At 36.7% G+C, this 18,458-nt stretch carries 10 protein-coding genes; all 10 read right to left on the bottom strand.

Annotated features, from left to right (window positions below):
- Nucleotides 1–189: 189 nt before the first annotated feature.
- The 10 genes from ACSVDH_RS07740 to ACSVDH_RS07695 all read right to left on the bottom strand — a co-directional run bounded on the left by ACSVDH_RS07740 (nucleotide 190) and on the right by ACSVDH_RS07695 (nucleotide 18,387).
- Nucleotides 190–4,491 carry a glycoside hydrolase family 66 protein gene (locus ACSVDH_RS07740; RefSeq protein ID WP_439252173.1) on the bottom strand — a complete coding sequence of 1,434 codons (4,302 nt, stop codon included), beginning with the start codon at nucleotides 4,489–4,491 and terminating at the stop codon, nucleotides 190–192.
- Between the two features lie 196 nt (nucleotides 4,492–4,687).
- The gene (locus ACSVDH_RS07735) at nucleotides 4,688–5,527 is read right to left on the bottom strand and encodes a sugar phosphate isomerase/epimerase family protein (RefSeq protein WP_439252172.1); all 840 of its coding nucleotides are present in this window, start codon (nucleotides 5,525–5,527) and stop codon (nucleotides 4,688–4,690) included.
- A 125-nt stretch (nucleotides 5,528–5,652) separates the two neighbouring features.
- Complete coding sequence (locus ACSVDH_RS07730) at nucleotides 5,653–6,717, bottom strand: Gfo/Idh/MocA family protein (protein WP_439252171.1); 1,065 nt, start codon at nucleotides 6,715–6,717, stop codon at nucleotides 5,653–5,655.
- 264 nt (nucleotides 6,718–6,981) lie between these two features.
- On the bottom strand, nucleotides 6,982–8,265 hold the full coding sequence (locus ACSVDH_RS07725; protein ID WP_439252170.1) for an extracellular solute-binding protein: 1,284 nt from the start codon (nucleotides 8,263–8,265) through the stop codon (nucleotides 6,982–6,984).
- A 22-nt stretch (nucleotides 8,266–8,287) separates the two neighbouring features.
- Nucleotides 8,288–9,817: a response regulator gene (locus tag ACSVDH_RS07720; protein ID WP_439252169.1), complete on the bottom strand. Its 1,530-nt coding sequence runs from the start codon at nucleotides 9,815–9,817 to the stop codon at nucleotides 8,288–8,290.
- 11 nt (nucleotides 9,818–9,828) lie between these two features.
- Nucleotides 9,829–11,601 (bottom strand): cache domain-containing sensor histidine kinase, encoded by a 1,773-nt coding sequence (locus ACSVDH_RS07715; protein WP_439252168.1) that lies wholly within the window; start codon nucleotides 11,599–11,601, stop codon nucleotides 9,829–9,831.
- An 87-nt stretch (nucleotides 11,602–11,688) separates the two neighbouring features.
- A complete protein-coding gene (locus ACSVDH_RS07710) occupies nucleotides 11,689–12,522 on the bottom strand; it encodes a carbohydrate ABC transporter permease (RefSeq protein WP_439252167.1) in 834 nt (277 codons plus the stop codon).
- Between the two features lie 21 nt (nucleotides 12,523–12,543).
- The gene (locus ACSVDH_RS07705) at nucleotides 12,544–13,512 is read right to left on the bottom strand and encodes a carbohydrate ABC transporter permease (protein WP_439252166.1); all 969 of its coding nucleotides are present in this window, start codon (nucleotides 13,510–13,512) and stop codon (nucleotides 12,544–12,546) included.
- Between the two features lie 83 nt (nucleotides 13,513–13,595).
- On the bottom strand, nucleotides 13,596–14,894 hold the full coding sequence (locus ACSVDH_RS07700; RefSeq protein ID WP_439252165.1) for an extracellular solute-binding protein: 1,299 nt from the start codon (nucleotides 14,892–14,894) through the stop codon (nucleotides 13,596–13,598).
- 316 nt (nucleotides 14,895–15,210) lie between these two features.
- Nucleotides 15,211–18,387 (bottom strand): CBM35 domain-containing protein, encoded by a 3,177-nt coding sequence (locus ACSVDH_RS07695; protein WP_439252164.1) that lies wholly within the window; start codon nucleotides 18,385–18,387, stop codon nucleotides 15,211–15,213.
- Between the last annotated feature and the right edge of the window lie 71 nt (nucleotides 18,388–18,458).

Genomic DNA, 18,458 nt, shown 5'->3' with positions numbered 1-18,458 from the left:
AATTAAACTAGAAAAAAACACCATATCGACATGTGGCGTTTTTTTCTAGTTTAAAATATTTATTTTTCCTTCTGATACTAATACAAAGGATAGACATTGGATCATCATAGTGCAAGAGCTGTGGCACGCAAAATCGTATACTCTTTTTTACAAAAAGAACGTAAACATTCCAATGCATTCATTCAACTTTCATTTAATTTTCATCAGTTTTTTATTTTCAGTACCGTCCCGGTCAATGACAATCATTTCCCAATATTCCAGGCAAGGAAGAGTGATTACTAACTCTTCTTTTTCCCATCTGTATTGAATTTTACTTAATTCTCCTTCATTACGATCCGGACTTGCTGTATAAACCTTTAAGTTAGGTAATTCATGTTCACTCTTACCGATTGGGTATCTTACTGATAAATTCTTATACACATCCGGTTTTAATGCTGCATTTCGCCAATTAGCGTCATTATTTAGTAGATTAACAAGATGAACGACATCGTAGTCTTCAAAGCCTTTATTATTTTTATTTTCACGGACTATAGACCAGATTGTATTTTTTTCTCCATCTCTGCTAACCTTAAGCGGCTGTCCCTTGTTTTCTACTTTAATCATCGAATCCGTTTCTTTACTATCAAATAAAAGATTTTCATAAGCAGCAAAGAATTTATAATAATCTTTCATCGATTCTTTTAAGGAACTGCTCATTTTTTTGCTTCGATTCGGGTAATATTCATGAGCCAACATGTTTGGCCCTTCTTTATATTTTTCCGCAGTACCGATTTCAATATGTGTTGCTCCCATTGCAGCTAAACCAGCATCCATTAAACGAACAGAAGGCTCGTCGAAAAGTCCAACGGTCATACGGCGCAAATTAATGGAACCTTTCTGTCCTTTTTCCTGTTTCAATGTCACTTTATGTTTCCCAGCTGATAAATGTGGTAAAACAACGTAGCCATCCTCACTATATGAGTCAATATTTCCCGTACTTTTAAATGCAACGGTGTAAGGGTTGCCTTTTTCATCTAGCACCGGTTTTCCATCTACATAAATTGTTCTTGCTGTTTCTGCTCCTGCATTCGCATATGTGAAAATAAAACTTGTTTCTCCTTCTTCTTTTAAATCAACATCAAATGTTACTTCGTCCCCTACATGACCAAAATTTAATAGTGTGTCTTTATAGATGTACATTGGCTGAAGGGCGGTCGCAGATTCAGCATGATACCTTTTATCTTTAATTTGTAAATAATCTAGCTTTACACCATCATCATCTATGTTTTCAACTTGAATCGTGATTGTGTTTTTCCCTTCTTTTAAAGGAATTTCTTTCATCGTAAGATCTTGCCACCCGTTACTAGATGGGAAAAGAATATTTTCGATTTTTTCTTCATTTACATATACGGAACGATTTGCATTACGCTTTGAGGCACTATCATTGTTATATCTCCAAGTTACATCATACGTTCCTGCTTTTGGACTATGAATATCAAAGGATAAGAAATCCCCTTCATCTTGAAAACCGTAAATATGTCCAATCGTTGTTGAGATTCCATGACCTTCAGGTGCAAATTCAGCTTCTTCAACCTGGTATTCCTCATCACCAACAAGTAAGCTATCTAAATTGATATACTCACCGCTTGATGCTAGTTCAAAGACAACTTCATGTTTTCCGGCAGGTATGGTTGCTTTTATTGATTTTTCAACCATTGCTCCGTCCCAGCCACCTGGTGTACTGGAGAATACGTTTTCTGAAATTGTTTTTCCATCCACATACATGTTGTTTGAAGGAATCAATTCTCCATCAACATAGATATTTACTCTAGGATTGTTTGCCGTTCGATATTTAAAGCTAAGAGTGCGTGTCTCCTTTTTGTTATTTACAGTAAAAATTACTCGTTGACCTTTATTCCCCAGATTGTTCGTAATTCCAGGAGCTGTGGAAACCTCGCTTGTTTTTGCTATAACAGGACTCCAACCGAGTTCAGCTTGCTCCGCTTCTATAAAGGTTTTATTTATTTCAAATTTGTCTATTTCAATTCCTGTTTCATCGGCTTGATCCTCCATCTTCAATTGAATCTCATTTATACCATTATAAAGATAAATGTTTGTTTCAACTTTACTCCAATTATCTCCGCTCGTTTGCGGCAGATGTACAACTCCTGCTTTTTTCCCATTCACTAGCAAGCTGCGTTTTGTTTCTTGGCCATTGTTCTTATAGAAAATAGAAATCGGAACCTCTTTTGCATTTTCTGAATCGATTTTGAATGTTAGATAATCTCCCTGTTGTTTAAAGTTGCTAATCTGATTTATTGCTTTTTCGATTAAAGGCTTCTTTGTTGGTTCCCAGCCGACTATGGCTTTTTCAGCCTGGTATCGTGTATCTCCAACAAACATGTAATCAATCTTTGCACCTGTATCATTAACATTTTCTACTTTTAATATGACTTTATTTTTACCAGCTTTTAATGGTACTTGAATGGCTTCTGAGTTTTTAAATGACTCCCATCCCCCGGTTGGTTCTAATTTAATAGAATCACTAACGGGCTCATCATTAACAAACAAATGACGATTGACTGCCACTCTTTCTACACCATAATGAAAGCTAATCGGATATGTGCCTGATTCAGCTTCATTTACCGTAAATTCAATAAAATCACCATCTGTTTCAAAATGATAGACATGTCCATATTTATCTACTTTACAGCTAATAAGCTCTGCATCCTCTGCTTCATATTCCTTTTCAAAAAAATCATTTTTAAGGATAATACTATCTACGTTTAACCAAAGATTATTCGTATTTAATTGCAGTTTGATTTCGTTTGTACCTTTTTTTAAATCTAACGTTACATTTTTAACAGCAATAGGATTTCCCCAGCCTGTTTTTTCATTAAAGGATATAGCGCTTTCTGCAAGTTGATCATTGACCGATAATTTCCCTTCAGGACTTTCACCATTATCATGTCCGTATTTAAGATCAACCTGATATGTTCCGGCTTCAGGAACATCAACAGTCCATATAATCTGATCCTCATCTTTTTTGCCGAAATCTCCAACCCAGCCTGGAACAATTTGAATCCGTGAGATAAATTGCTCTGACTTAGGAACTCCTTTGACATCGGCTGCTTCATAGTGATCTCCTGCAGCCTGCTTATAATTCATATAACCAGCGATAACAACTGCTTTTCCGCCATTTGTTTCCTGGGTTTCTTCCACCACTTTTACGAGATCACGGTAGTTGTCTTTATCCTGCCAAATTTCACTGTAATCAAAATCTGTTTTCGTTGATTCTACCGGAACATCCTGATAGCCTTCATTGCCGCCAACCATGTTAAACGTTACAACGCTCTTGTTCTTGTCATTATTTTCCAATGAAGCTTTTACAGAATTAATAAGAGAATCATAGTCTTTCGAAAAATGACGTTTATTTCCTTCATAATCATATAAATAATCATTATCGTGAAAGCCCCACTGATCAAGGTGCATTCCGTCAAAGCCAAATTCATTAACGCTTCTTACAAACTCTTTGTTTATGTAGTTTTGCCATTCTTTATTTCCTGGGTCTTGAAGAAATAAACCTGTTGGCGGATTTACCCAATCAAAGAAAAAACCTTCCTGATCAGCTATAGAAGGATGCGGAAACTTTGCTGATTTCTTATAAAGTCCCCATTCCTTTTTTACACCAAATGCTTCATAATTTTCCCTGGCCGCATAGTTCATTTGATAGGCCATTGCTGCTGCGTTGTATTTTTGCGCTGAATTAATTTGCTGTTTTACTGTTAGGGGATAAAGTTTACGTCCTAATAAATCATCGTAAGCAGTATCTTTATTGATCTCTTCAATAATAAAATTTCCATTTTCATCTAAAATCGGATTGCCTTTGCTGTCTGTTTTGGAATAGACAGATACATCATGGCGCCACATCCAGTCATAAAATTGAAACCCATTTAAGTAGTATTCCTGTGTTAGCTGCTTTATTTTCTTTTCACTTTCTGACGCTGACTCTTGAGGAAATTCGGTTGTATAGCCGTAGCGTGGAAAACGCGTCCAATCACTTGAAACATCTATCGCTGCTGTAAGCACTTGATCTGAACCCTCAATTGAGGCTTTAACCAGATAACCACGAAAATCATTAGCAGGCGGTGTCCACTCAATTTCCAATCCTTTCAGATTCTTTTTAACCTGTATATTTTTCTTCCCTTCAGCTATTTTTTCGTTTAATTGGAAGACCTCTAGATTTAGCTTCCCTTTCCAATCTTTTGAAGTATCAAATAAAAAGGACATTTTTACTTTTTCATCTGGATTATATCTTGCTTTGTCTACTAAGAATGCTTGAATTGGTTCATCAGGGAGCTGCTTTTTACTTGTTGAAATTTGTTGTGAACTGACCTGCTGTATTATTGTTTGGGCATTTGTTATATGTGTTACACTCAATGATGTCAAAGCCAAATTTAAGGCAACTAAACCAGCTAGCTGCAGCTTTAGTTTGCGTTTAGATAATTTCATGCCTTTCCTCCTTCATTTAAACAATATAAGAAAGCGTTGTCAAAAAAACCCAAAAAATATTAGATGACTCTCCTTTCATTAGATTTGGTGTATTTTCTTATATCCATTGTAAAAACGAAACCGCTAACATTAAGAAAAAAGTGTCATATATTATGTTTCTATTATTGATTGATAGGAAAATATATCCTAAATCTCTTTAAAAACAACAATTTTCAAAACTAAATGAGTCTTTTACCTTCTTTAAACCATATAAAGCAACATCTAATGCACTTTTTCCTCCGTAATTTTGAACAAACAGTTCAAGTGATAAAAAACCATTATAGCCAGTTTGAGAAAGCAGCTTTGCAAATTTTTCTGTGGGCAGGATACCGTCACCTGGAAACAATCGATCTTGATCTGTTATTTCTTCTCTCGAAGGAAACGATGGATAATCATTGACGTGAACAATTCCGATAGAGTCTCCGTTTAGAAATTTCAAACCATCAAAATCGCTTCCACCGGTATACATATGAAAAGAGTCTATCAACATTTTTGCATCATTCACCCCGCTTTTCAGGACAATATACATTGCTTCATAAAGTTTTGATAGTTTCCTAGCTTTTCCCCAAAACTCTAAGTAAGGTTCAATCCCAATATCGCGTGCAAGCTCTATTAAATTTGAAAAATAGTGTGCCATCGCTTTAAGAGATACATCTTCCACATTTCCGAAAGGGGGAGCTGTAACAGCTTGACAGCCTAAATCAGCAAGCATTTGCATTTCCCGTTTTGCCTGTTCAAATCCTTGCTGTCTTATTGTTTCATCTGCGTCAGACCATTTAAAAAAGGTAATGGCATTGACCAATAAAATACCTGTATCATCTATATAGCTTTTTAATTCTTTTACCGTTCCCCCTCCTTGAATATATGCTTCAATATCACTTACCCACAGTTCTATTCCTTCATAACCTGCCTTTTTGGCAATATCGATTTGCTCTTTAACATTCAGTTGAAAGGGCATTAGTGTTGATGTATTTAATGCAATTTTATAAGGAAACATAGTATTTATCCTTTCCTATGATCTGTTGACTTGTTCAAAGATTATCAAAACAGGATAGAATAATTGGTTCGATTTATTCAAATTTATTTTAGCTAAATACTTCACCTTATAAATCTCTCTGAATATTAATCAACTATTACCGTTTTTCCGCTTTCTGCAGACTGAATGATTCGTTCAAGCACTTTTTGGTTTTGATAGCCGTCATAGAAAGTCGGCGTTCCCGTCTGCTGATTGTTTGTTACCAGGTCAGCAAAATCTTCGAGTTGCTGTCTCTTATAACTTTCAGGAACTTTTTTTGTTTTAAAAACTGGCCGGTTATCTGTTCCATCACTGATGCAAATGTCGATCTCATCCGGCCGTTCGCAATTGACATGTATCGTACCATAATCACCGTATAATGTTACTTCGTGCTGGTTCCCTGACCCAACTGCATTTCTTGTCGTGATAAAATTGCCAATCACATGATTTACAAGCACCGCCTGAAAGCTCGCGTAGTCATCCACATCTACTACTATCATTTCTCCGCTGATTGGATCCTTTCTTTCGTGCACAAATGTTTCCATCAGTGCTGATACAGACTTGAATTCCCCAACAAAGAATCTGGCACTATCAATCATATGAGCACCTAAATCCCCGAGTGCTCCCGTCCCTGTAACAGCTTTATTAAAACGCCAGGCATAAGGTGCTTCGAATAGCGGTGCACCGAAAGATTGCAAATAACGGACAGCAATATGGCGAATTGCTCCAATCTGATTTTCTTCTAACAGCTTTTTCGCATAGCGAAATGATGGGACATAACGATAAGAAAATCCGACCATACATGGAATTGGCTGTTTTTCATATAACACTGCTAAAATCTCCGCCTCAGCAAAATTTAATGTAAAAGGCTTCTCTGCCATAATCGGCTTTTGATATTGAATGCATAATTCCAATGCCTTTGCGTGTAAAAGGTTAGGCACGATCGATATAACAGCATCAACATCCGGATCTGCAATCAAAGCTTCCATATTATTAAAACGCTTTTCTTGACTAATCCCTTCCTCTTCCCCAATTTTCGTTAAGAGTTCTTCATTCACATCACACAGAGCACCCAATTTTAATTGTTTCAATTCAGAGATCATTCTGCGATGGGCATTAGCCATTCCTCCAAGACCAATTAACCCTATAGTTATAACATCATTTTTGATCAAGTCTTTTCCTCCTTAAACAGCAAAGCTATTATATTTAATATCTATTGTAAAATGATCATAGACAGAGGAGAATACTTTTATTGAAAGCGCTTAATTAAAGACACCAATTCAGGAATATATAACACCAATTTATGCTATATCTACCTGCTATTTTTTGTACACCCTGTGTCAAGAAAGATGTGTGCAATCCTAAAACAAAATGCCTCCTTCCACAATACTGGAAGGAGGCATTTTGTTAAAAAAGAACTTGATACAGAACTCCATTTATATACCATTATCTTTCTTTTTAGCTTTTAGCAATTGATCAATTTCTGATGCAGCTTTTTTCAATCCTTCTTCTACACTGATCTTTTGAGTAAATATCAGCCTAATATAGTTATAATATACTTCATCAATTTTATCCCACTCTGCTACAGGCGGGCGCAGGAATGTTTGATCGATACTGTCTATATAACTTTTATAATAAGGATATTGCTTAATGATAGATGATATCTCAACAAGTCTATTTGTTGGTAATAAACCTGCTTGTAATAAAGCTTTTTGCGGGGTTTCAGTTGTCATCCATTTAATAAAGGTCCAGGCTGCTTCTGGATGTTTCGTGCCTTTTGTCATCACGATATTTTCTCCGCCTAAGATAGATGAAGGACCTCCATTACTAGGGAAAGGAGCGGAAACGGTTTGTTCATTTATTAAAGAAATCTCCTCCAATGAATGAACACTATAAAACCAAGGCCCATCATCAATCATAAAATAGTTTCCGCTTCTAACACTTTGCCATGTTTCAGGGTAACCACTCACGATTTGAGGAGGAAGATATGAATTTTTAAATAATTCTACCAGTCTCTTAATAGCCTGAATGCTTTCCCTGCTATCAAGAAAACCAGATGCTCTTGAATAGGATGGATCCGTTAACCTGCCGCCTAGCCCATAAAAATATGATAAGCTCCCCCATGAAGAAATATGTGTCATCCCGATCTTCAGGTTGTGCTCCTTAACAACCTGAATTAACTCATCCATTGTTTTAGGGGGGGTTAATAAACCAGCATCTTTTAGTAATTGTTTATTATAAATCGCTGACTTTGTATTTGTATTTAAAGGAAGACCGTAATATTTTTGTTCATATAAATTAGATTCTAAAGGTGCTTCATAGAAGCGCTCCTTTACTTTCTTAAAGTCAGCAAATTGACTAACAGGATATAAAAGCTGAAGTTCAGCAAATTTTGGAACCCATGTAATATCCATTCTTATGATATCCGGTTTCCTATTTACTGAAGCTCTTGAAATAAGCGCTGACTTTAATTGTTCATTGTAGGATTGACGTAAAGGCTTTACATCGATTTCTGGATATTTTTGCTCAAATAAAGGAATCAATTCGTTTTCAAAGATTCTTGTTTCTTCCTCACTATACGTATGCCAAATCTCAATCTGAATAGGTGCTTTTTCTTCAAATGTCATTGTAGGGTGACGGTCATCAATGATTGTTTGACTTCCGCAACCTGATATTAGGGATAATAAGAACAATAATAGTATCATTAGGAGTCGGAGCATTTTGCATTTCCTTTCCGCTTACTTACTTCTGATGATGGATTCTAAAATCTCCAGGGGATAAGCCTGTTACTTTTTTAAATAACTTGCTAAAATATTTCACATCATTGAAGCCCGATTTTCTAGCAACTTCATAAACCTTTAATGTAGTGTGAAGTAATAGCTCCTTTGCCTTTTTGACTCTAAGATCAATGACATAATCAATGAAGTTTTGCTCAAGATATCGTTTAAATAGGATACTAAAATAATTTCTACTTATATGGATATGGTCGGCAACATTCTGGAGTGTCAAATCTTGTGTATAATGTTCATGAATATAATAAAGCGCTTTGTCCAAAAGTTCGTTATCCGAATAAGGCTTACTTTTCTGATCTGATAATAGTTGGTGACATTCATCGATTTTGATCATTAACTGATGACGAAGATCATGAAGCGACTCACATGCCTCTATTTCAGAGCATTTCTCCAATAATAAAGCATGATCTAATGACAAAAAAAGAGTTGTTAAAATATCACATGCTTCACTTTTAATTGAGGCAGGTGTCATATGTTCACTAGCCCATTGCTGATATCGTTCTTGTAGAAAAGATTTAATCTTTGCTTCTTCATACGGCAAAAGCCCCGTTATTTGCCCTTTGCTAATAGGCTCAAAGGAAGTTTGCTCCGGCGCTCGATACGTAAAGACATGTTCATTTTCATAAAAAAAGTGTCGTTGAGATGCAAAAAGGCTGCGCCGATAGCCGTCTATTATTTCCGTCCATTTAGTAATCACATCATAGCCAAACGAAAAACTTATATTTGTCTGCTTTTCTATTTTAGCTATTAATTGATGGGTAACTGCAAGAGGATCACCGTTTTTTTTTATAAAAAACAAAAGCTCATTTTCCCCTATCGGAAAACAAACCCCATCTTCTTCCTCCATATAAAAACATTCTTGTATTTCTTCAAAGATCAGACTTTTATATAAAAAACCATACTTCTCTTCAACCATTCCAATTTGTTTCATTCTCATGCAAACGACAAGGAAAGGGAGATGACATCTCTCTTTCATTCTGTTATCATTCACCGTCTCTTTTTTAAAAAGAATTCGTTTCATTTCTTGTTCAATCTTTTTTCTTACCTGAAGTCGCTCCGTACGTTCAACTATATCTAACTTTTGTTTAATTGTTTGCTCTTCATCTATCTTTTGTACACATTTTTGAATGGTCTTTAAAAAGGATTCAGGTTCCAAAGTTGGTTTTAAGAGGTAGTCTACTGCACCATGTGTCAGGCCTTCTCTCACATACTCAAATTCATTATAGCTGCTAACCAACACAACCTTTAATTTTGGGTTTAATCGCAATGCCTTTTTCATTAATGTTAATCCATCCATAACAGGCATTTTAATATCAGTAATAAGGATATCAACACAACTCGTATTCTCCATTGCATGTAATGCTTGCTGACCATTTGAAAAGTCACCAAGTAACTGGAGATTCTCCCTTTCCCAATTAATAGAGGATTTTAACCCAAATCTAATAATTGGCTCATCATCAACAATTATGACGGTATACATGTTATTCACCTCTACTTTATAGGGATCAATATTAGTTTCACAATCGTACCTTCTTTGCTGCTTTGAAGTTCCACTTTTGAGTCTTGATGAAAGTAAAGTTTTATCGAATCATACACATGCCTCAAACCGATTCCAACAAATGAATTTGTTTCATTAGCAGATTGTTTTAACTGCCTTAGCAGCTTATGATCAAACCCTATGCCATTATCCCGGATTTCGATTTCAATTGCATTATTGATTTCCCTTCCAGTAATAGCAATTGTCCCTTCTTGACCAGTAGGAACAATTCCATGAAAAATGGCGTTTTCAACAATTGGCTGTAAAAGCATTCTTGGAAGTAAAAAATCTTCTAAACCTTTATCAAATTGAGTATGCAAAAAAAAGGTTTGTTCATAACGAATTTGTAAAATAACCATGAACTTCTTGATCATTTCAATCTCTTCTTTGATCGTTATAAACGTTCCTGTCTTGCCCATATTTGCTTCTAACAAACTGGATAAAGCCGAGAGCGCGTGATTTGCACGCTCTGTTTGATTGAATTGTACTAACCAGCGGATTGTACTTAATGTATTAAATAAAAAATGGGGGTTGATCCGATGTTTAATCGCCCGCAGCTCCGCTTCCTGCTTATGAAATTGCTCCTCTTTCACCTGTTCCAGCAGATCCTCAACCTGGTTGATCATATGATTAAACTGAATACTCATCATCCCGATTTCATCAGTTGAATTCACGCTCGTTCGAACATTAAAATCCCCATTACCAACAAGCTTCATTTGATTCGTAAGGACATTGACTGGCTCAGTTACTCTTTTAGCTAGTATAATCCCAATAAATATAGCAACAATTCCAAACAATGCTGAAGCTATGATGATTATCCTCTGGATCGTTGTAATTTCACCTGTAATTTCGCTTACTGGTACAACCCCTACAATTGACCAGCCATTCCCAATTTGTTGTTTCACACCATAAAAATTTACTTCATTTTCTTTAAATTGAAATTCTTGTTTCTTACTTAAAATGTGCTTACGTAAATCTTTATTTTCAACAGGGGAATTAATCGATTGTATATCAGAATCAATCATAATTTTCCCATCTTCATCTACAACGAAAAAATGACCTGTTTTCCCAAGCTTTATTTGGTTGATTTTTTCTAAGATGGCATTCCCGTCCAAACAAACTTGGATGTACGCAATATTATTTAGGTTATCGAAATCCTTCATGACACGGCTGATTGGCAGTACAAGATCTGTATTTTCACCTGCACCGCTAAACCGGTCGTATTGAAGTCCTTCCCAGACTAATTCCCCATCTTTTTCAATTGATTTCTTTACCCATTCCAGCTGAGGGAGATCTACCATAGATAATTTAAACGGTGAAAACGACCCGCTCCCCCAGCTTGTCCCTTTATCCTTTAATACATAGATAATTCTTACAAAAGAACTCGAATAAATAGTTGAGTTTAGATAGGATGTAATATACTCTTGACTTGATTCAAATTCAGCAGGTGAAAGACTTTCGTGTAAATCTTTTTTTACAATTTCCTGAATCCGTTCATTACTATAAATAAGGTCCGCCATATCACTGCCATTAGAAAAAATATATGAAAGAGAATCTGCTGCTTGCCGCGCTATCTGAAGGGATGATTCTCTTACATTTTCTTTTACAATATTTGAAGCAGAATGATAGAAAAAGAAACTATTAAAAACCGTTGGGATTAAACATACAATTAGTATCGCTACGATAACCTTTACAGCAAATCTTTTTTTTAATAGTTCAGTTATCATTGTTTAATCCCTCTTTGTGTAACATATTCTTGTTTTTATCATATCTATCGATTTTATATCTAGCAAGCTGTAATTTTGTTTATGATGTTACCCTTTGATTGCTCCTTCAGATTGACCGCCTTGGACAAATTTCTTTTGGAAGATGATATAAACGATCATAACCGGTAAAATGGCAATGATTGATGCGGCAAAAATCCATGCCCAGTTACTTGCATACTTCCCTTGGAACATCATTAGTGCAATTGGCAATGTTCTCATCGCCTCATCCTTGATGATTGTTAATGCAACAAAATATTCATCCCATGTTCCTGAAAAAGCAAAGATAGCCATTGTTCCTAAAGCTGGCTTCGAAAGAGGTAAATAAATTCTCCTAAAGATTGTCCAATTTCCCCCTCCGTCCATTAAAATTGATTCTTCTAATTCCTTTGGAACGGTTTCAAAGAATCCACGTAAAAAGAAAGTCGAACCAATAACCCCGCCTCCGACATAGATAAGCCATAAACCCCAATATGAGTTCACAAGACCTAACGATTTAATAACTGTAAATTGCGGCACGATGGCTAATACAAGAGGAATCATCATTGTAAATAGAAATATTCTAAATAAAACCTCCTTTCCAGGAAAAGTAAATCGCACAAATGAGTAAGCAGTCATCGCCCCTAAAAAAACACTTCCAATTGTCGCTACACCCGCAACTAATAAGCTGTTTAAGAAATAACGAAAAAAACTATTTTTATTCCAAACAATTTCATAGTTTTCAAGATTAGGAACAGCTGAAAAGACTTCATGTGGCCGTGGCAATGAATATGCTTCATTAATGAATGTTGTTAAGACCATATACACAAATGGCGTTATAAAAATCGCGACTCCAAGAATGAGCACCGTATAAACTATGAATTTCGTTAATAAATTTGCTTTCATTTTTCATCCCTCCTAGAATGCCTACATGAAGCGTTGATTTCCAAGCCTTTTCTGTTGGGTGAATGTAATAAGGAAAATCGTAAGCCCCATCATTACTCCTAATGCAGAGGAATAGCCAAAGTTAAAGTTGCTGAACGCTTCTTTATAAATCATGCTTTGCAATACCTCTGTTTGTCCCATTGGTCCGCCGTTTGTAATGAAATATACTTGCGGGAAAAAGTTAAATGCTCCCATAATTAGATTAATGAAGACAAAAGCAGTTATTGGTCCCAACATTGGAATCGTAATATGTCTAAACGATTTAAGTCCGTTGGCCCCATCAATTGCAGCAGCCTCGTATAAATTTTTTGGTATTCCTTGCAATGCTGCTAAGTAAATAACAACGGTCCAGCCTACCGTCTTCCAAATATGAAATAACCAGATGACAACCATCGCTGTCCATTGGTTCTGCAGCCAGCTGATCGGCTCATCTATTATTCCTAAATGTACGAGTCCATAATTGATTAAGCCATTTTCACCATCAGCGAATAAATAGCGAAATAGAAAGGCAACAACAATCCATGACGTGATAATCGGCAAATAATACAGTGTCCTGAAAGTAATCTTGTATTTTACAAATTGCAAGTTAATCAGACATGCAAAAAAGAGACCTAAAAACCAATTGATTGGAACCGTGACAACAGTATTTAAAAACGTATTTCGAACAGCAAATAAAAACGCTGGATCTGAAAAAGCCTTTTGATAGTTTTGAAAACCGACAAATGGGCTCTCTGCTCCGGGCATAATTTTATAATCCTGAAAACTCATCACAATCCCTTTCATTAACGGATAGACGACAAAAACACTTGCTCCTACTAACCCTATTAAAAGAAACGGCAGTACTTCCATCCATTGCTTAAAGCCTATTTTAAATCGTTTTGAAAAAGGCTTTTTCGGAATCATAATCGAAATATTATCTTCTATATTGTTTTTAACATGATTAGGCAGCATCGGGCTCCCTCCTTACATATCTTTTAATGAAAGAAGATACTCCACCGGCTAATAAACCTGGTGAAGTACCTTCTTTTATCGAACTACTTCTGAAGCAAGGCATCTGCCTTCTTTGCTGCATCATCCATTGCTTTTTTAGCACTCATTTTTCCACGTATAACTTTTTCAAAATTCAAATTAATGATTTTTTCTGCCTCAGACCATTGAGGAATCGGCGTCCGTGGCAATGCTGTTTCAATCTGTTTCACATAATCTGCAATATAAGGATTTTCTAAAACAGCTGGGTCATTAGCAGCTTTCTTATTTGTTGGAATTAATCCAGCTTCAGCCATCAATTTTTGCGGTTCTTCTGTTAACATCCACTTAGCAAAGGTCCATGCTTCTTCTGGATGCTCAGATCCTGTTAACGTAACTAAATTTTCCCCGCCGATAACGGAACGGCTTCCTCCAGGACCTTCTGGGATTAAACCGCTTACAGTATTCTCGATAGGATTGAATTTACTTCCTTTCTCATTCGCTAACACACTATAAAACCATGGACCATCGTCAATCATTAAATATTCATTGTTTTTCATGCCATCCCATGCACCTGGTTCACCGCCAAGTATAGTAGGAGCAACAAGACCATCCTTATGCCACTGTGCAATTTCTTCAACAGCAGCAATGCTTTCCGGACTATTTATAAACCCATCAAATTTTGTATAATCCTCATTTGTTAACGTGCCGCCTAAGCTCCAAAAGTAAGGCAGGAATCCCCAGGAATAGCTTCCGCCGATTCCAATCCCTCCTTTTGCACCAGATTCGACAGCCTTTTTAGCAATCTCTTTTAATTCCTCCAACGTTTTTGGCGCTTCGGAATAACCAGCTTTTTCTAATAACTGCTTATTATAAATAGCGATTTTCGTATTCGTATTAACAGGTACTCCATAATATTTCCCATTGTATAAGTTAGTGGCCATCGCTGATTCAAACACACTGTTTTTTACTTCTTCAAACCCTTCAAATGAACTTACTTCCTGCAATGCGCCCATTTTTGCAAATTCAGATACCCATACAATATCCATTCGCATTAAATCTGGTGCTTCCCCTCCTGATACACCGGCTATTACTTGTTGTTTTAAGCCTTCATATGGCATGCGGGTTAGCTTTAATTCGATTCCAGGGTGTTCTTCTTCAAATAGCGGCTTGATTTTTTCTTTTAATATCACTTCTTCTTGATCACTATATGTGTGCCAGTATTCGAGCACAACATTGTTCTTATTACCCCCATCACTACTATCACTACTACTTGATCCTGTTTCACTTGATCCGCCGCTGCATGCACTAGCTAAGAGCAGGATGGAAATGAATAAACCACCAACTAATGACTTTAATCGTTTCATTCCTTGAACCCCTTTCTTGTATTTGTGTTCATTATCTATGAAAATACCCCTATTAGTAACCGCTTACATTATGGAGATAGTGTCTTATATTTTGCTTTTTCATTTTGAATAATAGACAAATAACAAAAAGGTGTCGTAGATCTCTTTCGTAAGAGAATATACGACACCTTCTTTGATTTAAAATTGGAGGTTGCAACAATACCACCTCTCCAAGAATAAAAGAAAGGAAGCACCCCATGTACCTTATTTTTTCAGACTATTAAGCTCTCTAAATGTAAAAATAGAGTAGAGAAAAATTTCTCTACTCTACGGAAAATTAATACTTAATTTGCAGCTTTTTCATCTCATTAGCAGGAATATTTAAATAAAGAATTCCTTCTTTCTCATTAAAGAAATATGTTTCTTTATCTTCCTTCATTTCATCGATGCTATTTACTGCCTTATAAATGATGCTGGCTTGGATCGATTTTGGTTTCGTTTGGTCAGTGAGTTTCAATAGATAAGAAGAAAGCTTTGTATTGTTTTGTACGTTAAGGTCACGAACAATTTCAGTTTTGTTTATGTTCTTCTGATCCACCTTAAAGTAATGATTGTGATAGGCAGGGCTGAGCTGAATATTTTCAATCGTTAGTTTACCGCCAGCTTGTGTATTCGCTATATTTCCAATTTTCAAGATATCGCCTTCAGACACTTCTATATTAGAAATGGTGACCGTTGTCATGTCGTCGGTTTCTTGGATCTCTGCTGCTTGTTTGCATTTACCATTTTCCATATAAATAGCCGCTTCATCAAACTGACCGCTCCGTTTGACTTCAGCAGTCAACTTATAAATACCTGCTTTGGGAACAACATACTGCCAGAGGTCAGAAGTAAAAGCATCAGCACCAGCAATTTGCACGGCTCCATCAACAATTGATTGATTGACCATGTTGCTGCGGCTCCATTGGGCAAATCCGTCTTCGAAATCACTGTTTCTTAGAGATGAGGCTATTTCTTGATTCCTCGCTTCTCCCAAAGTAATCGAGTCAAGATTAAAGTTACCAGAGGCATAATCAATCTTTACAAGATTCGTTCCTTCATCAAGCTCAACTTCTACAGTTGCTTCTTTCCACTGATCATTCGTTGCCTCAAATGATACCTGTTTTGAAAGGGTATTTTTACCGCTCTTATCTTCTCTTACATGAACAGTTGCTTCACTATTTTCATCTGCATCATATTTCAAGTTCAGGTTATAGACTCCTTTTGAAGGGGCGTTTATTGCATAAGTAATGCTTTCATCCGACTCATTAAAGCCATTTAGATAACCAAACCCGGCATGTCTTTCCAATGTATTAGAGAATTCAACCCCTTTGGAATATGCCGCGACTTCTGCTTCAAACACTTTTTCAGCAGTTGCCGGGACAACTTTCAAAACAACACTATCATGAGCTTCAAGTGTTACTGAGTAAGAAGACTGAATACCAAGATCTTGATGAGACCATACATCTCGAACATGACCTTTTTCAATTCCAAGTTCTTTTTGAAAATTGAAATCAAACGCTTTGCTCTCATTCTGGCGATTGAACAATCCGATTACCCATGTACCATCAGGAAGTTGACCTGCCCAACGCTCACTGTCACGACTGTCGTTTGACTCTCCATAATGAACGGCACTTTCATAAATTGGTTTGCCAACAAGACCCATTTTATTAAACTCAATCAATTCAGTGTTTTGATAATACGGATAGTTGGCGCCAATTGTATCATACTGATCAGAAATGGCGATTGGAGATCCTGCAAGTGTATAAAGTGACAACGTTGTTTTCTTTTCATTTTCTGCATAAGGACCAGAGAATGTATTCAATCTGAGAAAATCACCATCCAAAATCAAGCTTGAACGACCCCCGATATCAGAAAAACCAGTAAACCCTTGGAAAGAATTCGCCCATTGTGACCAACCGGGTCTCCACTCTTGACGTCTGCCGCTGATATGCTCCCATCCTCCTGTAAACGTATCTTCATTTATGCGGATCATATCTCCATATTTATGTTCAAGTTCCCCATGATTTTTAAGGTGAGGCATAACAAGACTTAGGAAAACATTGTTTTCTTTAGAAGCTTCAGACATCCACTTTAACGATTTTTCATAAAGGCCTCTATCATGTGCTTGCCCTACTGTACCTATATTGGCATCTGTTCCAGTTTCATACCATGAAAGGAAATCAACACGTAGAAAATTAGCCCCCTGTTCAGCAAAAAAGTCAATGTAGCCCTTCACATATTTTTCAGCATCCGGGTGATTCACGTCCACCCAATAAAGTGCACGCTCATTTCCCTGACCACCGTTAAAACGGTCGCCATCTGTCGGATCATTTGGATCACCTTGATCAATTAAATCCACAACATATGTTGGACCATCAGGATTATTTTCCGTTCCTTTGACAATATATTTATCAGGGTTTTTCACTACCTCAGGACTAATCCAAAGCGGATTGTAGTAAATGCCAAATTCCATACCCTTTTCCTTTAAATAATCCCCCCAGAACTTCCAAGTGTGACCGTCTGGATATTTTTCAGATGGATACTGAAACGGTTCATTTTCATTACTGTCTTCCTCTGGTTTTTCACCAGTCTTATAAAGCTCAACATTATCAAGCTGGAATGAGCTGTGCTCTCCCTTGGCATCAATATAAAATTCAACCGTCAGCTGACCGTTTGTCACCTCCGACTGTAATTCGAAAAGTCCATAGCGTGCTTTACCGTATTCATCTGTCAATCCATTATTCAACTTAACTATTTGTTCAGGCGCTGTCTCCCCATCAGTTGCATCTGCATAGTTTTTTAACTTCATATTGGCTGTGCTCGTGCCACCAATGAAGTTATGAACATCATTAGGAAATTTCACCCTTGCCGTCAATGTATAGTTTCCATTTTCTAATCCTTTTACAGTTTGCGAAACCTTTGCTGTATGCGGCTTCGGGTCATACACCCACAATTTTACCCCTTCATAAGCATCGTTTGCATCTACCCCAAACATCGCATCTGTTTCTACTTGCCAACCATTAGCACTACCTTCTTCAAAATCTCCATTTTCAAGCTGACCAGGCGTGACTTCTTCTTCAGATCCATCCATATTTAATGGATTGGTCATCCATCTATCATTATGACTAACAACATAGCCATTTATATTCAGCAGTGTGGCACCCTCGATCCATCCATCCGTTGAAACCATGTTATATCCATATGGCAAGAAATGTTTTGCCATCCAATCAATATTTTCCTTAAGGCGTTTTTCGGGCATATAAGTATTTTTCGTCCATTGATGCTCATAGGTCATGAAATACATCGGCCCGGCTCCCTGCCTTGTAAATTGGCTGTCTTGCGCTGAAGCCGTTCCTGTAATCGCTGTTGCTAATGCTAGTGTTGAAAGAACAGAGAAGGCACGAACCCTACTGATCAAGCTCTTCTTTTTACCCCTATAGTTACTTATGCTTCTTTTTAAGCGTATACTCAAATAAACAACCTCCCCATATTTTAGTGAACATAGTTTCATTATGGTTGAAAGCGTTATCAAAATAAATCGCT

The sequence above is a fragment of the Metabacillus sp. Hm71 genome (assembly GCF_051842955.2).
GTDB lineage: Bacteria > Bacillota > Bacilli > Bacillales > Bacillaceae > Metabacillus.
Note: the sequence above shows the minus strand (reverse complement) of the source record. Positions and strands in the feature narration are given on the sequence as shown.

Coding starts and splice junctions, on each gene's coding strand:
- ACSVDH_RS07740 (WP_439252173.1), bottom strand. CDS start 4,491: ATGAAATTATCTAAACGCAAACTAAAGCTGCAGCTAGCTGGTTTAGTT.
- ACSVDH_RS07735 (WP_439252172.1), bottom strand. CDS start 5,527: ATGTTTCCTTATAAAATTGCATTAAATACATCAACACTAATGCCCTTT.
- ACSVDH_RS07725 (WP_439252170.1), bottom strand. CDS start 8,265: ATGCTCCGACTCCTAATGATACTATTATTGTTCTTATTATCCCTAATA.
- ACSVDH_RS07720 (WP_439252169.1), bottom strand. CDS start 9,817: ATGTATACCGTCATAATTGTTGATGATGAGCCAATTATTAGATTTGGG.
- ACSVDH_RS07715 (WP_439252168.1), bottom strand. CDS start 11,601: ATGATAACTGAACTATTAAAAAAAAGATTTGCTGTAAAGGTTATCGTA.
- ACSVDH_RS07710 (WP_439252167.1), bottom strand. CDS start 12,522: ATGAAAGCAAATTTATTAACGAAATTCATAGTTTATACGGTGCTCATT.
- ACSVDH_RS07705 (WP_439252166.1), bottom strand. CDS start 13,512: ATGCTGCCTAATCATGTTAAAAACAATATAGAAGATAATATTTCGATT.
- ACSVDH_RS07700 (WP_439252165.1), bottom strand. CDS start 14,894: ATGAAACGATTAAAGTCATTAGTTGGTGGTTTATTCATTTCCATCCTG.